At 71.8% G+C, this 18,668-nt stretch carries 15 protein-coding genes and 1 pseudogene; 8 read left to right on the top strand and 8 right to left on the bottom strand.

Annotation, left to right across the window (positions count from 1 at the left end):
* Nucleotides 1-69: 69 nt before the first annotated feature.
* Nucleotides 70-690, top strand: a complete 621-nt coding sequence (locus ACIOHP_RS20000) for a transglycosylase family protein (protein ID WP_401889127.1) — start codon at nt 70-72, stop codon at nt 688-690.
* Here ACIOHP_RS20000 and ACIOHP_RS19995 read toward each other — a convergent pair.
* Genes ACIOHP_RS19995 through ACIOHP_RS19985 form a run of 3 tightly spaced genes read right to left on the bottom strand, consistent with a single transcriptional unit; the run spans nt 623 to nt 4,439 of the window.
* A complete protein-coding gene (locus ACIOHP_RS19995; protein ID WP_401889125.1) occupies nt 623-1,297 on the bottom strand; it encodes an ATP-binding cassette domain-containing protein in 675 nt (224 codons plus the stop codon). The two genes, ACIOHP_RS20000 and ACIOHP_RS19995, sit on opposite strands and share 68 nt — an antisense overlap.
* A complete protein-coding gene (locus ACIOHP_RS19990) occupies nt 1,294-3,966 on the bottom strand; it encodes an ATP-binding cassette domain-containing protein (RefSeq protein ID WP_401889122.1) in 2,673 nt (890 codons plus the stop codon). Before ACIOHP_RS19990 ends, ACIOHP_RS19995 begins: the two co-directional genes overlap by 4 nt.
* Nucleotides 3,966-4,439, bottom strand: coding sequence for a hypothetical protein (locus tag ACIOHP_RS19985; RefSeq protein ID WP_401889119.1), 474 nt, complete (start codon nt 4,437-4,439; stop codon nt 3,966-3,968). The genes ACIOHP_RS19990 and ACIOHP_RS19985 overlap by 1 nt, the downstream gene beginning before the upstream one ends.
* 123 nt (nt 4,440-4,562) lie before the next feature.
* Between ACIOHP_RS19985 and ACIOHP_RS19980 the strand changes: the two genes are divergently transcribed.
* The gene (locus tag ACIOHP_RS19980; protein ID WP_401889116.1) at nt 4,563-5,150 is read left to right on the top strand and encodes a hypothetical protein; all 588 of its coding nucleotides are present in this window, start codon (nt 4,563-4,565) and stop codon (nt 5,148-5,150) included.
* Complete coding sequence (locus ACIOHP_RS19975) at nt 5,119-6,411, top strand: ABC transporter substrate-binding protein (RefSeq protein ID WP_401889113.1); 1,293 nt, start codon at nt 5,119-5,121, stop codon at nt 6,409-6,411. The genes ACIOHP_RS19980 and ACIOHP_RS19975 overlap by 32 nt, the downstream gene beginning before the upstream one ends.
* Before the next feature lie 10 nt (nt 6,412-6,421).
* Here ACIOHP_RS19975 and ACIOHP_RS19970 read toward each other — a convergent pair whose 3' ends face one another.
* Complete coding sequence (locus ACIOHP_RS19970) at nt 6,422-7,555, bottom strand: epoxide hydrolase family protein (RefSeq protein ID WP_401889111.1); 1,134 nt, start codon at nt 7,553-7,555, stop codon at nt 6,422-6,424.
* Between the two features lie 62 nt (nt 7,556-7,617).
* Here ACIOHP_RS19970 and ACIOHP_RS19965 point away from each other — a divergent pair, with 62 nt between their 5' ends.
* Complete coding sequence (locus tag ACIOHP_RS19965; protein ID WP_361548844.1) at nt 7,618-8,658, top strand: YafY family protein; 1,041 nt, start codon at nt 7,618-7,620, stop codon at nt 8,656-8,658.
* A 43-nt stretch (nt 8,659-8,701) separates the two neighbouring features.
* On the opposite strand, the pseudogene ctaD reads toward ACIOHP_RS19965, so the two are convergent.
* A pseudogene (ctaD, locus tag ACIOHP_RS19960) lies at nt 8,702-10,228 on the bottom strand (cytochrome c oxidase subunit I); the annotation flags it as partial.
* 396 nt (nt 10,229-10,624) lie between these two features.
* Here ctaD and ACIOHP_RS19955 point away from each other — a divergent pair.
* Nucleotides 10,625-10,840, top strand: a complete 216-nt coding sequence (locus ACIOHP_RS19955; RefSeq protein WP_046256722.1) for an I78 family peptidase inhibitor — start codon at nt 10,625-10,627, stop codon at nt 10,838-10,840.
* Nucleotides 10,841-10,939: 99 nt separating this feature from the next.
* Here ACIOHP_RS19955 and ACIOHP_RS19950 read toward each other — a convergent pair whose 3' ends face one another.
* A complete protein-coding gene (locus ACIOHP_RS19950; protein ID WP_361486631.1) occupies nt 10,940-11,938 on the bottom strand; it encodes a phosphatase PAP2 family protein in 999 nt (332 codons plus the stop codon).
* Between the two features lie 236 nt (nt 11,939-12,174).
* Complete coding sequence (locus ACIOHP_RS19945) at nt 12,175-13,491, bottom strand: mannosyltransferase family protein (protein ID WP_401889107.1); 1,317 nt, start codon at nt 13,489-13,491, stop codon at nt 12,175-12,177.
* Nucleotides 13,492-13,764: 273 nt separating this feature from the next.
* On the opposite strand from ACIOHP_RS19945, the gene ACIOHP_RS19940 reads away from it, so the two are divergent.
* A complete protein-coding gene (locus ACIOHP_RS19940; RefSeq protein WP_401889104.1) occupies nt 13,765-15,360 on the top strand; it encodes an MFS transporter in 1,596 nt (531 codons plus the stop codon).
* 89 nt (nt 15,361-15,449) lie between these two features.
* Nucleotides 15,450-16,640, top strand: coding sequence for an acyl-CoA dehydrogenase family protein (locus tag ACIOHP_RS19935; RefSeq protein ID WP_361548851.1), 1,191 nt, complete (start codon nt 15,450-15,452; stop codon nt 16,638-16,640).
* A 39-nt stretch (nt 16,641-16,679) separates the two neighbouring features.
* Here ACIOHP_RS19935 and ACIOHP_RS19930 read toward each other — a convergent pair whose 3' ends face one another.
* Nucleotides 16,680-17,120 carry a cell division protein SepF gene (locus ACIOHP_RS19930; protein ID WP_037715589.1) on the bottom strand — a complete coding sequence of 147 codons (441 nt, stop codon included), beginning with the start codon at nt 17,118-17,120 and terminating at the stop codon, nt 16,680-16,682.
* Between the two features lie 290 nt (nt 17,121-17,410).
* Here ACIOHP_RS19930 and ACIOHP_RS19925 point away from each other — a divergent pair, with 290 nt between their 5' ends.
* Nucleotides 17,411-18,586, top strand: coding sequence for a DUF5685 family protein (locus ACIOHP_RS19925; protein WP_401889100.1), 1,176 nt, complete (start codon nt 17,411-17,413; stop codon nt 18,584-18,586).
* Nucleotides 18,587-18,668: the final 82 nt, after the last annotated feature.

Genomic DNA, 18,668 nt, shown 5'->3' with positions numbered 1-18,668 from the left:
GGGTGGGGCCCCTGGGGTCTTCCGCCGCGTATCGACGGCCGTCCGCGCGGCACTGCTTAGCGTGGGCCGATGTACCGCATGCCGATCAAGCTCCTCCTCGCCGCCTGTCTGCTCGCCGGAGCGGCGCCCGCCCCGGCGTACGCGGCACCACCACCCCCGGCCCCCGGTCCGTCGCCCGTCTCCGTGCCGTACGACTGTGCCCGCGACGGGTGGCCCTGGAACTGTGTCGCGCTGTGCGAGAGCGGCGGGCGCTGGGACGCCGACACCGGCAACGGCTTCTACGGCGGACTGCAGTTCTGGCAGCCCACCTGGGAGGAGTTCGGCGGCCTGGCGTACGCCCCGCGCGCGGATCTCGCCACCCGTGAGCAGCAGATCGCCGTCGCCCAGGAGGTGCTGGCCGTGCAGGGCTGGGAGGCCTGGCCGGTCTGTGCGAAGCGGTACGGGCTCAAGGGCCGTATGCACACGGTGAAACCCGGCGACACGCTCTCGGCGATCGCCCGCGAGTACGGCGTCCAGGGCGGCTGGCGAGCGCTCCACCGGGCCAACAAGGAGATGATCGGCGACCACCCGGACCGGCTGAACGTGGGCACACTGCTGGTCGTCCCGAAGGGATCGAAGAGCGCTACCCGGGGCCCGGCCGTGTTCGGTCCGCCCCTGTCGGCGGGTCCAGTTCGGCCGCCTCTCCGCTGAACACGACCGTGCCGCGGCGCAGTTCGTACACGACGGCCGTCCGGCCGTGCAGGGCGGGCGGCAACCGCTGCTCGGCGACGACCACGCAGGCGTCGAGCCCCCTCAACAGGTCGTACGTGCGAGCCGCGACCATCGGCGACATGCCCTGCGTCGGTTCGTCGACGAGCACCACGCGCGCGCGTGCCAGCAGGGCACGGGAGAGGGCCAGCATGCGCTGCTCGCCACCGGAGAGGGTGCCCGCGCGGCGGGGGAGCAGCGCGGTGAGCTGGGGGTAGGCGTCCAGGGCCCGGTCGTACGACGGTGCGGCCAGTGCCAGGTTCTCGCGCACCGTGAGCGAGCCGAACACCGCCTGCCGCTCGGGGACCAGGCACAGGCCGCGCCGGGCGCGCTCGTGGGCGGGCACGCGGGTCACGTCGGTGCCGTCCCACACCACGGCGCCGCCGGACAGCGGCACGGTGCCCGCGAAGGCGCGCAGGGCGGTCGTACGGCCGCTGCCGTTGCGGCCCAGCAGGACGGTGAGGCCGGGACCCGGGGCGGCGAGGGTGACGCCGTGGAGGGCCTCCAGGGGGCCGTAGCGCACGCGCGCGTGGCGCAGGGAGAGGGTCATGGGGCGGCTGCCCGAGCGGTGTCCAGGACATGGTCGGGCGGGCCCGAGGCGACGATGCGGCCCGCCGTCATGACGTGCACGACGTCGGCGAGGTCGGCGACCAGGTCGAGGTCGTGCTCCACGACGAGGAGGGCCGTGCCGTCGGCGGCGAGGGCCTTCAGCACACGGGCCAGGGCGGTCACTTCCGCCGTGTCCAGGCCGGCGGCGGGCTCGTCGAGGAGGACGACCCGGGGGCTGCCGGCGAGGGCTCTGGCGAGCTCCACGCGACGCAGGGTGCCGGTGGGGAGGGCGGCGGCGGGGAGGTCTCGGAGCGGGCCGTCCAGGGTGAGGAGCCGGAGGGTTCGCTCCGCGGCGGCCGGGTCGGGGAGGCGGCCCTGTTCGGCGCCCACGTGAACGTTTTCGGCCACGGTCAACGAGGGGAAGACCGCGAGTTGCTGGAAAGTGCGGGCGATGCCGAGGCGGGTGCGGGCGTGCGCGGGGAGGCGGGTGATGTCCCGGGTGCCGAGGAGGATCCTGCCGCCGGTCGGGCGGAGCGTGCCGGCCAGGCAGTGGAACAGGGTGCTCTTGCCCGCGCCGTTGGGGCCGATGATCGCGGTGACGCTGCCTGGTGCGATGTCGAGGTCGACGCCGTCCAGGGCGGTGAAACCGCCGTAGCGGGCCTTGAGGCCGCGGGCTGTGAGCGTGGGTGCGGGTGGCCCCTGCGGGAGGGGAGCGCCATCGGCGGCTGCGGCACGCGTATCGGCGGCCGCCGGGCGTCCTGCCCGTGCCCTGCTCGCCGCTCCGGACAACACCCCCGCACGCACGGGGCGTTGCTCCACCGGCCGCAGCCTTCCCCGCACAAGCTCCCCGAGCGGGGTCAGCACCGCTCCCCGCCGCAACCGCAGCCTCCCCGCCGCCGTTCGCAACGCCTCGTACGGGCCGCCCGGGAAACGGCCGACCAGAACCGCGAGTACCCCGATCACGGCAGCCGCCATCCCGCCCCGCGCGCCCGCGTCCAGCCCCACCAGGAGCGCCGCCGCCAGCAGCGCGCCCAGCGTGCTGTCGGCGCCCAGGACCACCACGGCCGCGAACCACAGCAGCCCGCGGACGGGGTCGTAGGCGCCGGGGTCGAAGGCGCGCAGGCCCATGCCGAGCATGCCGCCGCCGAGGGCGGCCAGCGCGGCGCCCGCCACGAAGGCCAGGAGCTTGAGGGACGGGACCTGGACGCCCGCCGCCGACGCGCCCGCCTCGTGGTCGCGCATCGCCGCCAGCGCCCTGCCCGTACGGCCGGTGCGGAGCAGACGCGTCGCCAGCAGGGCCGCTGCCAGGAGCGCCAACTCCAGGACGTAGTAGGCACGGTCACCGTCGAAGCCCGCCGGGCGGCCCAGCGACAGCCCCGACGTGGCGTACGGCTGGGCGAAGACGAAGCGGCTCACCCCGACGCCCACCGCGAAGGTGGCCAGGGCCAGCGCCAGGCCCTGGCGGCTGATCGCGGGCCAGCCCGTCAGCAGGCCCAGGGGCGCCACCAGCACGACGGCCACCGCGAGCGCGGCCAGTTCGGGAAGGCGAGGCAGTCCGGGGAAGCGGCCCGCCGCCAGCAGCGCCGTGAACAGGGCGCCGAGGCCCGCGTACGCCGCCTGCCCCAGCGAGATCTGACCGCCGCGGCCCGTGACCACCACCAGCGACAGCAGCACCACGCCCAGCGCCGGCACCTGCACCGACGTCTGAAGATCCGAGCCCGCGAAGCCCAACGGCAGCAAGAACAGCACCACCGCCACGATCCACGCGCCCGGCGGAGTCGCCACGCGCGCGGTGGCCGTGCGCGGGAGGGCGTCGCGGGTGCCGATCCGCGGCAGTACGAGCGCCGCGACCAGCAGCGCCACCACGAACAGGTTCGCCCCCACCGCCTGGAGCAACGGCTCGCCCCAGCCCGACGGATGCAGCCGCGTCAGCTGGCTCTGCGCCACCCCGATGCCCAGCCCGACCACCACGGCGACCGGCAGACCGCGCATCCGTGCCGCCACCGCGACCGCCACGACCTCCATGACCAGCAGCGGCAGGCCGTACGGGTCCAGGCGTACGAAGGGCGCCAGCAGCACGCCCGTCAGGCCCGCCGTGAACGAGCCGAACGCCCAGCCCGCCGCGGCCACCCGGTCCGCGTCGATCCCGCCCAGCACGGCCAGTTGCCGGTCGTCCACCACGGCCCGCAGCTCCCGCCCGAAGCGCGTCCAGCGGATCACCGCCCCCACGCCCCCGGCCAGCACCAGCACCACGGCGAGCTGCCCCCACGGGTCCGCCGACACCAGCTCCGGGGCGTCGTCCCGCGCCCCCTGCCCCCACACCAGCGCCGCCCCGCCGACCAGCAGCACGAACACCCCGATGGACGCGACCAGCGTCTGCGCCGGGTCGCTGCCCAGGACCGACAGCGGACGGAAGACGAAACGCTCCAGCACCACGCCGAGGCCCGGCGCCAGGACCAGCAGCGTCAGCGTGGCCCCCGCCCACAGGGGCCAGCCCCACTCGACCACGCACTGCCGCAGCACGAACGCGCACACCATCGCGATCGCCCCGTGCGCGAAATTCAGCACCCCCGTCGCGCGGTACGTCACGATCAGGCCGATTCCGGTGAGCGCGGCCGCGCTGCCGACCGAGAGACCGGCGAGGGTGAGGTCGTACGTGAGGGACGACATCAGTCGGTTTCTTCGGCGGGCTCGCAGATGGGACAGGGCCCCAGCTCGCCGCTCGCCGCCAGCTTGGCGTCCACCGGCACGGCCTCCGCCTTTCCGGAGACCAGCGGACAGTCCGCGCGGTGCCACAGGGTGCCGCCCGGCACCATCAGGAGGTCCCCGCTGACGGCGATCGGCGCCGTGACCCGGCCGGGCTCCTCGGCGTCCGCGGGTTCCGTGGCCACCAGGAGGCCGTACAGCTCCTCCACGCGCAGCGCGGCGACCGTGTCGCGGCCGTGCGCGAGCAGCACCGCTCCGGCGATGATCAGCGCGGCGCCGGGGACCGTGCAGGAGGCCAGGTAGGGCAGCTGACGTTCGGCGTAGCGCTCGCCGGAGACGCCGTACCAGCCGATGACGCAGAGCACCGCACCCGCGGCGAGCGCGGCCCAGCCGGCCCACAGAACGGGGTGCACGGTCCGCAGTCGGCCTGTCCGCATCTCTGGCTCCCACGTGTCATGTGTCTGTCCATGTCAGCCAATGGCTTGCACTATGCCTTCTGGAAGCTGACCCTGAAAGCACCGGGCGCACATGGCCCGGACCGACACCCGGTGGTGAGCCAGATGGTTCTCGGGAGCGACCTCAGGCGGGGGAACGCACGGCGGGGGCGCGGCCCACGCCCGGCGGGACGGGGTACGGCGGCCCTGACCGCCCTGGTGCTCCTCCTCGCCCCGGCCTTCGTGGCCTGCAGCGACGACAGCGGCGGGAACGAGACCCCGTCCACGACCCCGACCCCGGAGACGACGACCAGCGCGCCGCAGACGAGCGCACCGGCCAGTGGGCCCGCCGACCGGGCGGCGGCCGAGAAGGAGGTCAAGGAGAACTGGGAGAAGTTCTTCGACCCGAAGACCTCCACGAAGGAGAAACAGGCCGTCCTGGAGAACGGCGAGGCGATGGGCCCGGTCATGGCCGCCTTCAGCGGCGACGAGCGCGGCGGACAGGTGGAAGCGCAGGTCACCGAGGTGGAGTTCACCTCACCGACCAAGGCGACCGTGACGTACACCCTCCTCATGAACGGCGCCACCGCCCTGCCGGACACCTCCGGGACGGCGGTCGAGGACGACGGCACCTGGAAGGTGTCCGTCAGCACGCTGTGCGCCCTGGTGGCCCTGAGCGGCAATGCGTCGGCGTCGGCCCTTCCGGGCTGTTGAGGCCGCGGCCGCGGTGCTGCTGCTCGCCCTGAGCGCGGCCTGCGGCAGCCGGCTGCCGGAGAGCGACTTCGAGCACGGGGAGCGGGCCGGTCCCGCACCGGACGGCACGCCGATCCGCGTCGGCGTCATCACCAGCGCCACCAGCCCGGTCGGCGGCGACACCTTCGTCGGCCCCCGCGACGGCGCCAAGGCCTGGTTCGACCGGCTCAACGCGCGCGGAGGCATCGACGGGCGCCGCGTCGAGGTCCGCGAGTGCGACGACGGCGGCAGCGGTGTCGGCAACAACACCTGTGTGCACCAGCTGATCGACGAGGACGAGGTGGTGGCCCTCGTCGCCACCACCGCCCTCGACTACGCGGGCGCCTCCCGCGTCTCGCACGCGCGCGTGCCCGACATCGGCGGCCAGCCCATCGGGGCCGCCTACGACACCTATCCGCACCTGTACGGCATCTACGGCAGTCTCGCGCCCCGCGACGGCACCACGGGGTGGAACGGCAAGCAGTACGGCGGCACGGAGGTCTACCGCTACTTCAAGCGGGAGCACGGGGCCCGTACGGCCGCCGTCGTCTCGTACAACCAGGCCGCCTCGGCCGCCTACGCCCGGCTCGTCGAGCGGGGGCTGGAGGCCGAGGGCTACGAGGTGGTGAGCGAGCAGGTCGACTTCGCGCTGCCCAACTTCCGTGCCGTCGCGGCCGATCTGAAGGAGCAGGGGGCGGACCTGGTCTTCGACGCCATCGACTCGCACGGCAACGCCCAGTTGTGCGAGGCGATGGACGACGCCGGTGTGCGGGTCACCGCCAAGGTCACCAATGTGCAGAACTGGAGCTCCACCGTCCCCGACGACTACAAGGACTCCCCGCGCTGCCGCAACGCCCTGTGGGCCACCGGGTCCAGCCGCAACCACGAGGACACGGACCAGGAGGCGGTACGGGAGTTCCGGGACGCCACCAAGGGGCTGGAGACGCACTCCCAGTGGCAGTTGGAGGGCTGGGCGGCCGCGATGTGGTTCACCGAGGCCGCCGAGTCGTGTGCGCGGGGCGGCGCCGGCGTCACGCGCGCGTGCGTGGACGCGTTCATGAACCGCAGCGAGGACTACACCGCCGACGGGCTGCTGGTCCCCGTCCGGTTCGAGCGGTCGGCCGGGCCACCGACGACCCGCAGGACGTGTCTGTCGGTGGCCCGGTGGCAGGACGGCAAAGGGTGGGTGTCGCAGGGCGACATGGACGACACCTGCTTCGACGTGCCGCAACTGCCCTACTGACCCGCCGTGCTCACCGCAGCGAGCCGAAGAACTCCCTGACGTCGCCGGCCAGCAGATCCGGGACCTCCAGGGCCGCGAAGTGGCCGCCGCGGTCGAACTCGGTCCAGCGCGCGAGGGTGTTGGCCTGCTCGGCCCAGCGGCGGATCGCCACGTCCTCGCCGAAGTTCGCCACCGCCGTGGGCACACCGGAGTTCGTGACCGGGAACCAGTCACCGACATGGCTGTTCTCGTAGTACATGCGCGCCGCCGAACCGGCCGTACCCGTCAGCCAGTACAGCATCACGTTGGTGAGCAGCGTGTCCCGGCCGATCGCGTCCTCGGGCAGCGCGGCCGAGGAGTGCGTCCACGCCTGGAACTTCTCCATGATCCAAGCGAGTTGGCCGACGGGGGAGTCGGTGAGGCCGTAGGAGAGGGTCTGCGGGCGGGTGGACTGGAGCGCGTTGTAGCCGAAGCCGTCGGTGGTGAACTCGGCGATGCTCGCCAGGCTCCGCGCCTCCCGGTCGGTGAGCCCCGCCCGGTCCTCCTCGCTCACCGGGCCGAGCGGGATGAAGCCGACCGACGCGGCGTTGACATGGACGCCGACGACCGACTCGGGGGCGACGCGGGCCAGCGCCGGGGAGATCAGCGCGCCCAGGTCGCCGCCCTGCGCGCCGTACCGCTCGTAGCCGAGCCGGCGCATCAGCTCGGCCCAGGCGCGGGCGACACGGTTGACGTTCCAGCCCTTCTCGCGGGTGGGGCCGGAGAAGCCGAAGCCCGGGATGGCGGGGATGACCAGGTGGTGGTCCTCGCTCAGCCGGTCGATCACGCCGAGGAACTCCACGATCGAGCCCGGCCAGCCGTGCGTCAGGATCAGCGGCAGCGCGTCCGGAGCGGACGAGCGGATGTGCAGGAAGTGCACCTGGGCGCCGTCGATCTCCGTGACGTACTGCGGGATCTCGTTGAGCGCCGCCTCGTGCTTGCGCCAGTCGTAGGCGCCCCGCCAGTAGGCCGCGAGGTCGCGGAGATACGGCAGTGAGGCGCCGTACTCCCAGCCCGCGTCCGGCAGTTCGTCCGGCCAGCGGGTCAGGTCCAGGCGGGTGTGCAGCTCGTCGAGCTGGGCCTGGGGGATGTCGATCCGGTAGCTGTGCACGCTGTTGTCTGCCATGAGTCCAAGGTAGGAACCCTTGCGGACAGCGACTGTCCGCAATGCCTGCCAGACTCGGATTCATGTTGGAGACCTCGGCACGACTCCTGCGCCTGCTCTCGCTGCTCCAGGCCCACCGCGACTGGTCCGGCGCCGATCTCGCCGACCGCCTCGGCGTCACCCCGCGCACCGTGCGCCGGGACGTCGACCGGCTGCGCGAGCTGGGCTATCCGGTCAACGCCAGCCCCGGCACCGGGGGCGGTTACCAGCTGGGCGCGGGTGCCGAGCTGCCGCCGCTGCTCCTGGACGACGACGAGGCGGTCGCCGTCGCCGTGGGGCTGCGCACGGCCGCCGGGCAGGGCATCGAGGGCATCGGAGAGACCTCCGTACGCGCCCTCGCCAAGCTGGAGCAGGTCCTGCCGAGCCGGCTGCGCCGTCGCGTGGGCGCCCTGAACGCCTTCACCGTGCCGATGCTGCGCGGCCCCCAGCCCTCCGCCGTGGATCCGGCCGTGCTCACCGAGCTCGCCCACCTCTGCCGGGACGCCGAGCGCCTGCGTTTCGCGTACCGCAGCCACAACGGCGACTCCACCCGCCGCACCGTCGAGCCGCACCGCCTGGTCTGCACCGAGCGGCGCTGGTACCTGGTCGCCTGGGACCTCGACCGCGACGACTGGCGGACCTTCCGTGTCGACCGCATCACCCCCAAGCCGCCGCACGGCCCCCGCTTCACCCCGCGCACACCCCCGGCCGAGGACCTGGCCGCGTTCGTCTCCCGGGGCGTCTCCACGCGCGCGTACGCGGCGCAGGCCGTCGTACGGCTCCTGGTGCCGCTGGAGGAGGCCGTCGAGCGCGTCTCGCCTTCCGCGGGGCAGCTGGAGGCCGACGGGCCGGACGCCTGCATCCTGCGCACCGGGGCCGCGAGCCTCGATGTGATGGTGATCCACGTGATGCTGATGGGCTTCGAGTTCGAGGTGCTGGAGCCCGCCGAGCTGACCGAGGCGATCAGGACCGCTCGGGACCGGCTTGCTCGCTCTTTGGCTCGGGCTGAGACGTCAGCGCCGCGTACTCGGGATGGTGCAGATCGAACGCCGGGGACTCGGAGCGGATCCGCGGCAGCGTCGTGAAGTTGTGCCGCGGGGGCGGGCAGGAGGTCGCCCACTCCAGGGAACGGCCGTAGCCCCAGGGGTCGTCGACCTCGACCTTCTCGCCGTACTTGGCGGTCTTCCAGACGTTGTAGAGGAACGGCAGCGTCGAGATGCCCAGCACGAACGCGCCGATCGTCGAGATCGTGTTGAGCGCGGTGAACCCGTCGGCGGCCAGATAGTCGGCGTACCGGCGCGGCATGCCCTCCGCGCCCAGCCAGTGCTGCACCAGGAACGTGGTGTGGAAGCCGACGAACAGCGTCCAGAACTGGATCTTGCCGAGCCGCTCGTCGAGCATCTTCCCGGTGAACTTGGGCCACCAGAAGTAGAAGCCGCCGAAGATCGCGAACACGACCGTGCCGAACACGACGTAGTGGAAGTGCGCGACGACGAAGTACGAGTCGGAGACATGGAAGTCCAGCGGCGGCGACGCCAGGATCACCCCGGTCAGACCGCCGAACAGGAACGTCACCAGGAAGCCGGTGGCCCACAGCATCGGGGTCTCGAAGGACAGCGAGCCCTTCAGCATGGTCCCGGTCCAGTTGAAGAACTTCACGCCGGTCGGCACCGCGATCAGAAAGCTCATGAACGAGAAGAAGGGGAGCAGCACCGCGCCCGTCACGAACATGTGGTGCGCCCACACGACCACGGACAGCCCGGTGATCGCCATCGTCGCCCCGACCAGCGTCAGATAGCCGAAGAGCGGCTTGCGGCTGAAGACCGGGAGGATCTCGGTGATGATGCCGAAGAACGGCAGCGCGATGATGTAGACCTCGGGATGGCCGAAGAACCAGAACAGGTGCTGCCACAGCAGCGCCCCGCCGTTGGCCGAGGCGAACACCTGGGAGCCGAACCGGCGGTCCGCCTCCAGACAGAGCAGGGCGGCCGCGAGCACCGGGAACGCCATCAGGATCAGGATCGACGTGAACAGCGTGTTCCAGGTGAAGATCGGCATCCGGAACATCGTCATGCCGGGGGCGCGCATCCCGATGATGGTGGTGATGAAGTTGACCGCACCGAGGATCGTGCCGAAGCCGGCCAGCGCGAGACCCATGATCCACAGGTCGGCGCCGATGCCGGGCGAGCGCTCCATGCTGTTGAGCGGCGCGTAGGCGAACCAGCCGAAGGCCGCGGGCCCGGACGGCACGAGCAGCGAGCCCAGCACGATCAGACCGCCGAAGAGGAACAGCCAGTACGACAGCATGTTCAGCCGTGGGAAGGCCACGTCGGGGGCACCGATCTGCAACGGCATCAGCTCGTTGGCGAAGCCCGCGAAGCTCGGGGTCGCGAAGAGCAGCAGCATGATCGTGCCGTGCATCGTGAACATCTGGTTGAACTGCTGGTTGTCGATGATCTGGAGCCCGGGCCGGGCGAGTTCGGCGCGCATCAGCATCGCCATGAGACCGCCGGCCAGGAAGAACACGAACGACGTGATCAGGTAGAGATGGCCGATCTTCTTGTGGTCGGTGGTGGTCAGCCAGTCGACGATCACCCGGCCGTGGCTCTTGCTCCGCACGGGTCGCACCGTCGTCTGCACGGTCTCGGTCCCCATCGCTCGCTCGCCCCTTCGCTCGTCGCGTCCCGGGTCCGCCGTCATGATGCTCGCGTCGTCGCGTACGGCGACAGGGGGCGTACGGGGATTCCGTGTCGGATCCGTGTTCTTCCTACGCGGTGTCAGCTCCCGCGACCCCCCACCGAATCGGAATGCAAAGGCTCCGACGGCAGGTCTTCCGGAGCTTTCCGTCCGGTTATTGGATGAGCCGCTCCGACACGCGGGAATTCCGTTTGATTGCGCGCGGAAGGCCTACGGAACCGCCCGTACGTGTGACGGAGTTCGACGGAAACTGCTGTCGGCATCCTGTGACAGAAGCGTGACCGGAGAGGGATCAGTGACCCACAGTGTCCTGGTTCCTGGCCCCACCCCGCGGACAGGGCCTAGCGTGGCCGTATGGCACCGATACCGACACCACCCGCCGAACCCCACGACAGTCCCGACGCGTACGTCGGTCTGGAGTCCGCCAGGGCTGAGCGACTCGCCCGCGAGAAGGGCTGGTCGAGCGTGCGCTCACTGCCACCGGGGGCGATCATCACGATGGAGTACCGCGCGGGGCGGCTGAACTTCGAGGTGAAGGACGGCCGCGTGGCCCGCGCCTGGAAGGGCTGACACCCGTCCTGGAACACGACGACGGCCCCGGTTCCCGCGCGGGAACCGGGGCCGTCGTGGCGGGGTGGGTGTGTGCGTACCGTCCCCGCTGTCCGTCGGCTAGCCGCCGGTCAGGGGGCGGGCCGCCGAGGTCGTGCCGCGTGCGACGCGGTCCGGGTGGGGTGGCCGGCGAGGGCCGGCCGGGGTGACCGGGGTGCGCTCCGAGCGGGTCGTGTGCGGGCCCGGTGCCAGATAGGCGGGGGTGCGGGCCGAGCGGGCCGCGGGCTCGTTCTGGGTGGCGGGGGTGCGCGGCTTGAGCGGCATCGGGACCTCGACGGGCTTGACGGCCGCGGGTGTGCTGCGGCGGGCCCGCCAGCGGTCGCGCAGGTCGAAGACGGCGGTCTCGGTCCGGGCGATCAGCGGCTCGCACCACGGCAGCGCCAGCAGGACCAGCAGCCCCGCGACCCAGCCGAGAACGACGTCGCTCAGCCAGTGCGTACCGAGGTAGACGGTGGCGAGGCCGACGCCGAGCGAGGTCACGGCGGAGACGGCGGAGAGCCATCTGCGGGCTCTCGGGGTGGAGGCCAGATAGGCCAGGATGCCCCAGGTCACCACGGCGTTCGCGGTGTGGCCGCTGGGAAATATATCGCCGCCCAGGCCCATCTCGTTCGCGCCGATGGTGGTCGCGTAGTGCGGGCCGAGCCGGCCCATGCCGAGCTTGGCGGCGCCCACGGTGATGTTCAGCAGGAGCAGCACGGCGCCCAGGGTGAGCAGCGGGCGCAGGGTGTGCTGCCGCCAGGAGCGCCAGCCCAGCCAGGCCGCGACCATCACCGCGGTCGGGCCGCGCTGGCCGAGCACCACGTAGTAGTCCACGAACCAGTGGATCTCCGCCCACTGCTGGTACGGCCGGAAGAACATGACCTGCCAGTCCAGCCGGACCAGCCACGATGTGTCGACCACGAGCCACACGATCGCCAGGTAGAAGGCGAGGCCTCCGGCGATCAGGGCGACCCGGTGCCGGGACATCCTGGGCACGTCAATGTGAGCCGGTCGTTCCGGCTCACGGTCCAGCCTCGCGAACACCCGGTCCAGACGGGTGAGGTTTCGTTCGGTACGCACTCAATCGACGTTACAGCGAGTGAGGTCCGACGCCCGTCGAATCCACGGCTTTGTGATGACGATGTGATGTGGGATTCCTCTCAGGGAGACGTTTATTTCCGAGGAATCCACTATCCGGCCCGGTTGCCCCCTTCAATTCCTTTGATCATTCCGGTTCCGGTTTATTGCCGCTTATGAATTCGTTCACCGAATCATGGGGCGGAATTCTCCCGGCGCTCATCGGGCCCCCGAGTCGATCATGGCGGTCCTGAGCCGTTCAGCCAGAACGCCCCGTACACGGCCGACGCGAGGGCGATACCGCACACCACCAGCACGGACCTCGACGTCCGCAGCCTGGCCAGGGCCAGGGCGAGGGGGAACAGCAGGGGGAAGGCGGGCAGCAGCAGGCGCGGTTTCGAGCCGAAGTAGCTCGACGCGCACAGCGCGAGCACGGTGACGACACCCGTGTACACCAGAAGCGGCAGTGGCTGACGCTGCCGTACGCCGACGACGTACAGCCACAGCACGAGCCCGACCCCGACGATCAGCCCCACCCCGGCGAGCGCCGACGGGAACGACGTGAACTTCTCGCCGACGAACCGGGCGAAGGCGTAGCCCCCGTCGAACCCGTTGCGCCAGCCCGCCTGGACGTCGAGATACCCGAGGGGGCCCTTGCCGGTGCGATGGCCGACCCAGAGGACGTAGGCGGCGGCACCGAGGGGGGCGATGAGCAGGGCGAGGGCGCCGGGGAGGGGGTGCGCGCCGGCCGCTGACCGCACGCCCGGGGCGCGCGGCGGGTGAGGGGCGTCGCCCGTTCCCGGGTCGCGCCGGTCGCTGTCCTCGGCCGCCGGTTCCGGGGCGCGTTCCCCGGCGTCCGCGCCGCCCGCCCGCGCCGCGCTTCGTCGCCGCTCGGACGAGGGACCGCCCGCGGCTGCCCGGTCCCGCCTGAACGCGACGATCGCCGTCACCCACACCGCCGCGACCACCGCGAGTCCCACCGGTCGGGTCAGGCCCGCGAGGGACGCCAGAACGCCCGCCGTCACCCAGCGGCCCGTCAGCACCGCGTACAGCGACCACGCGGCGAGGGCCGTGAACAGCGACTCGCTGTACGCCATCGACTGCACGATCCCGACCGGCAGCACCGCCCAGACGAGCACCGCGCAGACCCCGGCCCTGCGGCCGTACACATGGTCCGCCACCGCGAAGACGCCCCAGGCCGCCGCGAGCGAGGCGAGCAGGCTGACGACGAAGCCCGCGTCGGCGTGGGACAGCGGCGTCACCGCCGCGATGCCCCGCTCCAGCCACGGCAGCAGCGGGAAGAAGGCCAGATTCGAGTGGACGTCCCCGTTGGGCAGCCGCACCTCGTAGCCGTATCCCAGCTCGGCGACCCTCGTGTACCAGAGGGAGTCCCAGCGGGCCGTCAGCAGCGTGTACGCGCTCTTGTCGCGCGCGGCGCTCCACAGGACCAGGGCGAGCAGGCCCAGGGCACGGACGGCCGCGTACCCGAGGAGGGCCGGGGCCGCGCGGCGCAACGCGCTGTCGGGTGGCGCCGGGCGCGTCTCAAGATCGGTCACGGGTCCGATTATCGACCGCGCCCAGAACCGCACGGGCCGCCGGGGCGTGTCGGCGAGAGGACGGCGAAGAGGGGAGCGTGGCGTACGCCACACGTGTTCCGCGCGGAGTGTGAGAGGTCCACCACTTGGCCGACGCGTGAACTCGCGTACGCTGACGTGTCACTCGCCTTCGTTGCGCGGGCCGGAGATCACCGCTCCTCTCCGGCCGAGATCACGGGGAGTCCCCACCCCGTGTGCCCGCCGACCGCGAGGGAACATCTGGGAGGTACGTGCATGTCCGGGACGACCACGGCCGCCGCTGCGCTGCGCCGTCGGGCGGCCGGGGCCGGTGCCAACCGCTGGGTCGTCCTCGTCGTCCTCTGTGTGAGCCTGCTGTTGGTCGCGGTCGACGCGACCGTGCTGCACGTGGCGGTCCCCGCCGTCACCGAGGACCTCACGCCCGGCGCGATAGAACTGCTCTGGATCGTCGATGTCTACCCCCTCGTCTGCGCCTCGCTGCTGATCCTGTTCGGCACGCTCGGCGACCGCGTCGGCCGCAGACGGGTCCTTCTTCTCGGCTACGCCCTGTTCGGCGTCGCCTCCGGCATGGCAGCCCTCGCGGACACCGCCCAGGTGCTGATCGTGGCGCGGGCCCTGCTCGGCGTCGGCGGCGCGATGATCATGCCCGCCACGCTCTCGATCCTCCGCCAGGTTTTCCCCGACCGGCGTGAACGCGCCCTCGCCATCGGCATCTGGAGCGCGGTGGCCGCCGTGGGCGCCGCGGTCGGGCCGCTGCTCGGCGGCTTCCTCCTCGAGCACTTCTGGTGGGGCTCGGTCTTCCTCGTCAACATCCCGCTGATGCTGGTCAGCCTGCCGGTGGGCCGCCTCCTGCTGCCCGAGTCGAAGGGCACCGCCGACGGCCCCTGGGACGTGGTCGGCGCGCTGATGGCCGCGGCCGGACTGTTCGGCCTGGTCCTCGGCGTGAAGCGGCTCGGCAGCGGGGAACTCGACGGGATCACGGTGCTGCCGCTGGCCGTGGGCGCCGTCCTGCTGGTGCTCTTCGTACGACGGCAGAGACGGCGTACCCACCCGCTCGTCGACCTGCGGATGTTCTCGCGCCCCGCCTTCAGCACGTCCGTCGGCTGCATCGTGCTGGCCATGCTCGCGCTGGTGGGCCTGGAGCTGATCGCGGCGCAGTATCTGCAACTGGTGCTGGGGCTCTCCCCGCTCGAGACCGGGCTGCGGCTGCTGCCGCTCACCATCGCGGCGATGGCCTCCGGGCTCGCCGGTGCCCGGATGCTGCGGCGCTTCGGACCGCGTCGGATGGTCTGCTTCGGGTTCGTGTTGACGGCGGTCGCCGTACTGACGCTCATGGCGATGGGCGGCGAGGACAACGCGCCGCTGCTGCTCTTCGGCTTCGTCCTGCTGGGCTTCGGCCTGGAGACCACGCTCTTCGGGGCGTACGAGTCGATGCTGAGCGAGGCTCCGCCGGAGCAGGCGGGCGGGGCCGCGGCGATCGGCGAGACCTCGTACCAGCTGGGCGCCGGCATCGGCATCGCGCTCCTCGGCAGCGTGATGAACGCGGCGTACGCGCCCGGCCTGTCGTCGGTGCGGGGTGTCCCGGCGTCCGACTCGGCCGCGGCGGGGCATTCGCTCGGCGAGGCCTACGAGATCGCCGAGCGGCTCGGCGGCCCGGCCGGGGAGGCCCTGCGCCGCACCGCGCGGGACTGCTTCGTGCACGGGCTGCATGTGACGCTGCTGGTCAGCGCGGGTCTGCTGCTGCTCGGCGCGGTGATGGCGCTGCGACTGCCGCGGACCATGCAGTGCGAGCCGATGACGGTCGAGGTGCCCGCGCCCCGGGAAGTCGCCGAGGCCCGCGTCTCCGCCTGAGGTACTGGACGTGCGCGACACTGCACCCGTAACGTCGGCCGGAGAGTCCTAACTAGCGCTGCTAGTTTTCAGTTGCCGGAGGGTGCCCCATGTCCGCGTCCGCGAAGCTGCCCCCGTTCGATCCGGCCGACCCGCTCGGCCTCGACGACCTGCTGGACCCGGAGGACCTCGCCGTCCGGGACACCGTGCGGTCGTGGGCGGCGGACCGGGTGCTGCCCCACATCGCCGGGTGGTACGAGAGCGGCGAGCTGCCCGGCATCCGCGAACTCGCCCGTGAGCTGGGCGGGATCGGGGCGCTCGGGATGTCGCTCGACGGGTACGGGTGCGCCGGGGCCAGCGCCGTGCAGTACGGGCTCGCCTGTCTGGAGCTGGAGGCCGCCGACTCAGGGATCCGCTCCCTCGTCTCGGTGCAGGGCTCTCTCGCCATGTACGCCGTCCATCGGTTCGGCTCCGAGGAGCAGAAGCAGACCTGGCTGCCGCGGATGGCCGCCGGCGAGGTCATCGGGTGCTTCGGACTGACCGAGCCCGACCACGGGTCCGACCCCGCCGCGATGCGGACCTTCGCCAAGCGGGACGGCACGGACTGGGTGCTCAACGGGCGCAAGATGTGGATCACCAACGGGTCCGTCGCCGGGGTCGCCGTCGTGTGGGCGCAGACCGACGAGGGGATCCGCGGGTTCGTCGTACCGACCGACGTGGCCGGCTTCTCGGCACCCGAGATCAAGCACAAGTGGTCGCTGCGCGCCTCCGTCACCAGCGAACTCGTCCTCGACGACGTGCGGCTGCCCGCGGACGCGGTGCTGCCGGAGGTCGTCGGGCTCAAGGGGCCGCTCAGCTGTCTGTCGCACGCCCGCTACGGCATCGTCTGGGGTGCGATGGGGGCGGCGCGGTCCTGCTTCGAGGCGGCCGTGGACTACGCGAAGTCGCGGGAGCAGTTCGGGCGGCCGATCGGGGGCTTCCAGCTCACCCAGGCCAAACTCGCCGACATGGCGGTCGAACTGCACAAGGGGATTCTGCTCGCCCACCATCTGGGGCGGCGCATGGACGCCGGGCGCCTGCGTCCCGAGCAGGTCAGCTTCGGCAAGCTGAACAACGTACGGGAGGCGATCGAGATCTGCCGTACGTCGCGCACCATCCTCGGGGCCAACGGGATCTCCCTCGAATACCCCGTCATGCGGCACGCGACCAACCTGGAATCGGTGCTCACCTACGAGGGCACCGTCGAAATGCATCAGCTGGTACTGGGCAAGGCGCTCACCGGGCTCGACGCCTTCCGGTGAAAACCCTGCGCGGGGGCAGGGCCGGTGAGCGGCCCTGCCTCAGCTCTGGTTGAAGAAGCCGTCCGTGCGGTGCGCGGCCGGGTCGCCGTTCACGATCTCCGTGTTGGCGGGGGTCAGCAGGAACACGCGTGTGGACACGCGCTCGATCGAACCGCGCAGCCCGAAGATCAGGCCCGCGGCGAAGTCGACGACCCGCTTGGCGTCGCCCGCCTCCATGGCGGTGAGGTTCATGATGACGGGCACCCCGTCCCGGAAGAGCTCGCCGATGGCGCGCGCGTCCCGGAAGCTGTCCGGAGTGACCGTGCCGATGCGACGGCCCTTCTCCTCGGCGACGTCCGAGGCCACCTTGACCCGCGGGTCGGTGACCCAGGCATCCCCGGGCTCGGTTCCTTCGGAGTAGCCGTCGTCGTCGTAGTAACGCTCGTCATCGTTGTCGTCAACGAGGCCCAGCCAGGCACTCGCCTTGCGCACCGATCCCATGGACGCCTCCTCTCACAGCGGTCTTTCTCGCTTTACGTATCCCTATCGTCATCCATGATGCGGATGACGCGCCATGTGGATAGACGCCGCGCGGGGGGTTTGTGACGGTACTGGTGCACAGCGCATTCGTCGAGAGCCCGGGTTTCACAAGGGCCGTTCCCCATACGGCTGCTGACTGTGAGTGAAATATGATTCTTCACGGCGTATGGGTGACGGCCGGGGCGTACGGGTGAACGGCGGGGTCGATACGATGCCGCCGCTCAATGTCGCACTGACCACGGGGGATCGTCGTGTTCGGAATTGTCAGGCCCTGCCGCCATCGGCTCGGTGAAAGTCTCAAGACCCAGTGGATGGCGCATCTGTGCGGGCTGTGTCTCGCGCTGCGCAAGGATCACGGGCAGTTCGCGCGCATCGTCACCAACTACGACGGCCTGCTCATATCGGTTCTGACGGAGGCTCAGGCCGAGCGGGGGACTTCGGGGCGTCGTACGGCGGGCCCGTGCCCGCTGCGCGGCATGCGCACCGCCTCCGTCGCCGACGGCGAGGGCGCGCGGCTCTCGGCCGCCGTCTCGCTGGTGCTCGCCTCCGCCAAGGTCCGTGACCATGTCGCCGACGGGGACGGACTGCTGGCCCGCAAGCCGGTGGCGCTCGCCGCCCGCCGGGTCGCGTCGAGCTGGGGTGCGGCGGGGGCCCGTAGCGGGTCCGCCGTCGGGTTCGACACCGCCGTGCTCGTCGACGCGGTGGACCGCCAGCTCGGCATCGAGACCCTGGCCGGGCCCGGGACGCCGATCCTGACCGTCACCGAGCCGACCGAGACGGCCACCGCGGCGGCCTTCGCGCACACCGCGGTCCTCGCCGGGCGGCCGGGCAACGCCGAGCCGCTCGCCGAGGCGGGACGGCTCTTCGGGCGGCTCGCGCATCTGCTGGACGCCGTGGAGGACCGCGAGACCGACGCCGCATCGGGGGCGTGGAACCCGCTGACGGCCACCGGGACGCCCCTGGCGGAGGCGCGGCGGCTCGCGGACGACGCGGTGCACGGGATACGCCTCGCGCTGCGGGAAGCCGAGTTCGGCGACCAGAAGCTGGCGCATGTGCTGCTCGTGCATGAGCTGCGGACGTCCGTGGACCGGGTCTTCGGTTCGTCGTCCTGCGGGCACGGGGCCGGGTCGGCCGGGTTGTCGCACCCTTACGCGCCTCCCGGGCCGGGCGGGCCGGGAGTTCCGCCGCCCCCGGAGCCGCCTCGCCGGGACCGGCGTGGACTGCTCGCGGGGTGTGCGGTGTGGATGGGGCTGGCCTGTACGTGCCAGATGTGTTGCGGGGAGTTCGAGGACCCGTGGAGCGGCCAGCGTCGGGAAGGTCTGTGCAACCAGTGCGACTGCAGCGGGTGCAGTGACTGCTGCAGCTGCTGTGACTGTTGCGGGAACTGCTGCGATGGATGCGACTGCGGGTGTGACTGCGGCTGCTGATTCGCCGTAGGGCAAAGGGGGATATGAAGGCGCGAGGTGAGGGGAGGCGCGTGTGAAGGCGGGGAAGAGAATGTGAGAGGGC

The organism is Streptomyces sp. NPDC087859 (assembly GCF_044742595.1).
Lineage (GTDB): Bacteria > Actinomycetota > Actinomycetes > Streptomycetales > Streptomycetaceae > Streptomyces > Streptomyces canus_F.
Note: the sequence above shows the minus strand (reverse complement) of the source record. Positions and strands in the feature narration are given on the sequence as shown.

Excerpts from the sequence above, each read along its gene's own strand:
- ACIOHP_RS20000 (WP_401889127.1), top strand. The coding sequence starts at position 70 with ATGTACCGCATGCCGATCAAGCTCCTCCTCGCCGCCTGTCTGCTCGCC.
- ACIOHP_RS19995 (WP_401889125.1), bottom strand. The coding sequence starts at position 1,297 with ATGACCCTCTCCCTGCGCCACGCGCGCGTGCGCTACGGCCCCCTGGAG.
- ACIOHP_RS19990 (WP_401889122.1), bottom strand. The coding sequence starts at position 3,966 with ATGTCGTCCCTCACGTACGACCTCACCCTCGCCGGTCTCTCGGTCGGC.
- ACIOHP_RS19985 (WP_401889119.1), bottom strand. The coding sequence starts at position 4,439 with ATGCGGACAGGCCGACTGCGGACCGTGCACCCCGTTCTGTGGGCCGGC.
- ACIOHP_RS19980 (WP_401889116.1), top strand. The coding sequence starts at position 4,563 with ATGGTTCTCGGGAGCGACCTCAGGCGGGGGAACGCACGGCGGGGGCGC.
- ACIOHP_RS19975 (WP_401889113.1), top strand. The coding sequence starts at position 5,119 with ATGCGTCGGCGTCGGCCCTTCCGGGCTGTTGAGGCCGCGGCCGCGGTG.
- ACIOHP_RS19970 (WP_401889111.1), bottom strand. The coding sequence starts at position 7,555 with ATGGCAGACAACAGCGTGCACAGCTACCGGATCGACATCCCCCAGGCC.
- ACIOHP_RS19965 (WP_361548844.1), top strand. The coding sequence starts at position 7,618 with ATGTTGGAGACCTCGGCACGACTCCTGCGCCTGCTCTCGCTGCTCCAG.
- ACIOHP_RS19955 (WP_046256722.1), top strand. The coding sequence starts at position 10,625 with ATGGCACCGATACCGACACCACCCGCCGAACCCCACGACAGTCCCGAC.
- ACIOHP_RS19940 (WP_401889104.1), top strand. The coding sequence starts at position 13,765 with ATGTCCGGGACGACCACGGCCGCCGCTGCGCTGCGCCGTCGGGCGGCC.
- ACIOHP_RS19935 (WP_361548851.1), top strand. The coding sequence starts at position 15,450 with ATGTCCGCGTCCGCGAAGCTGCCCCCGTTCGATCCGGCCGACCCGCTC.
- ACIOHP_RS19930 (WP_037715589.1), bottom strand. The coding sequence starts at position 17,120 with ATGGGATCGGTGCGCAAGGCGAGTGCCTGGCTGGGCCTCGTTGACGAC.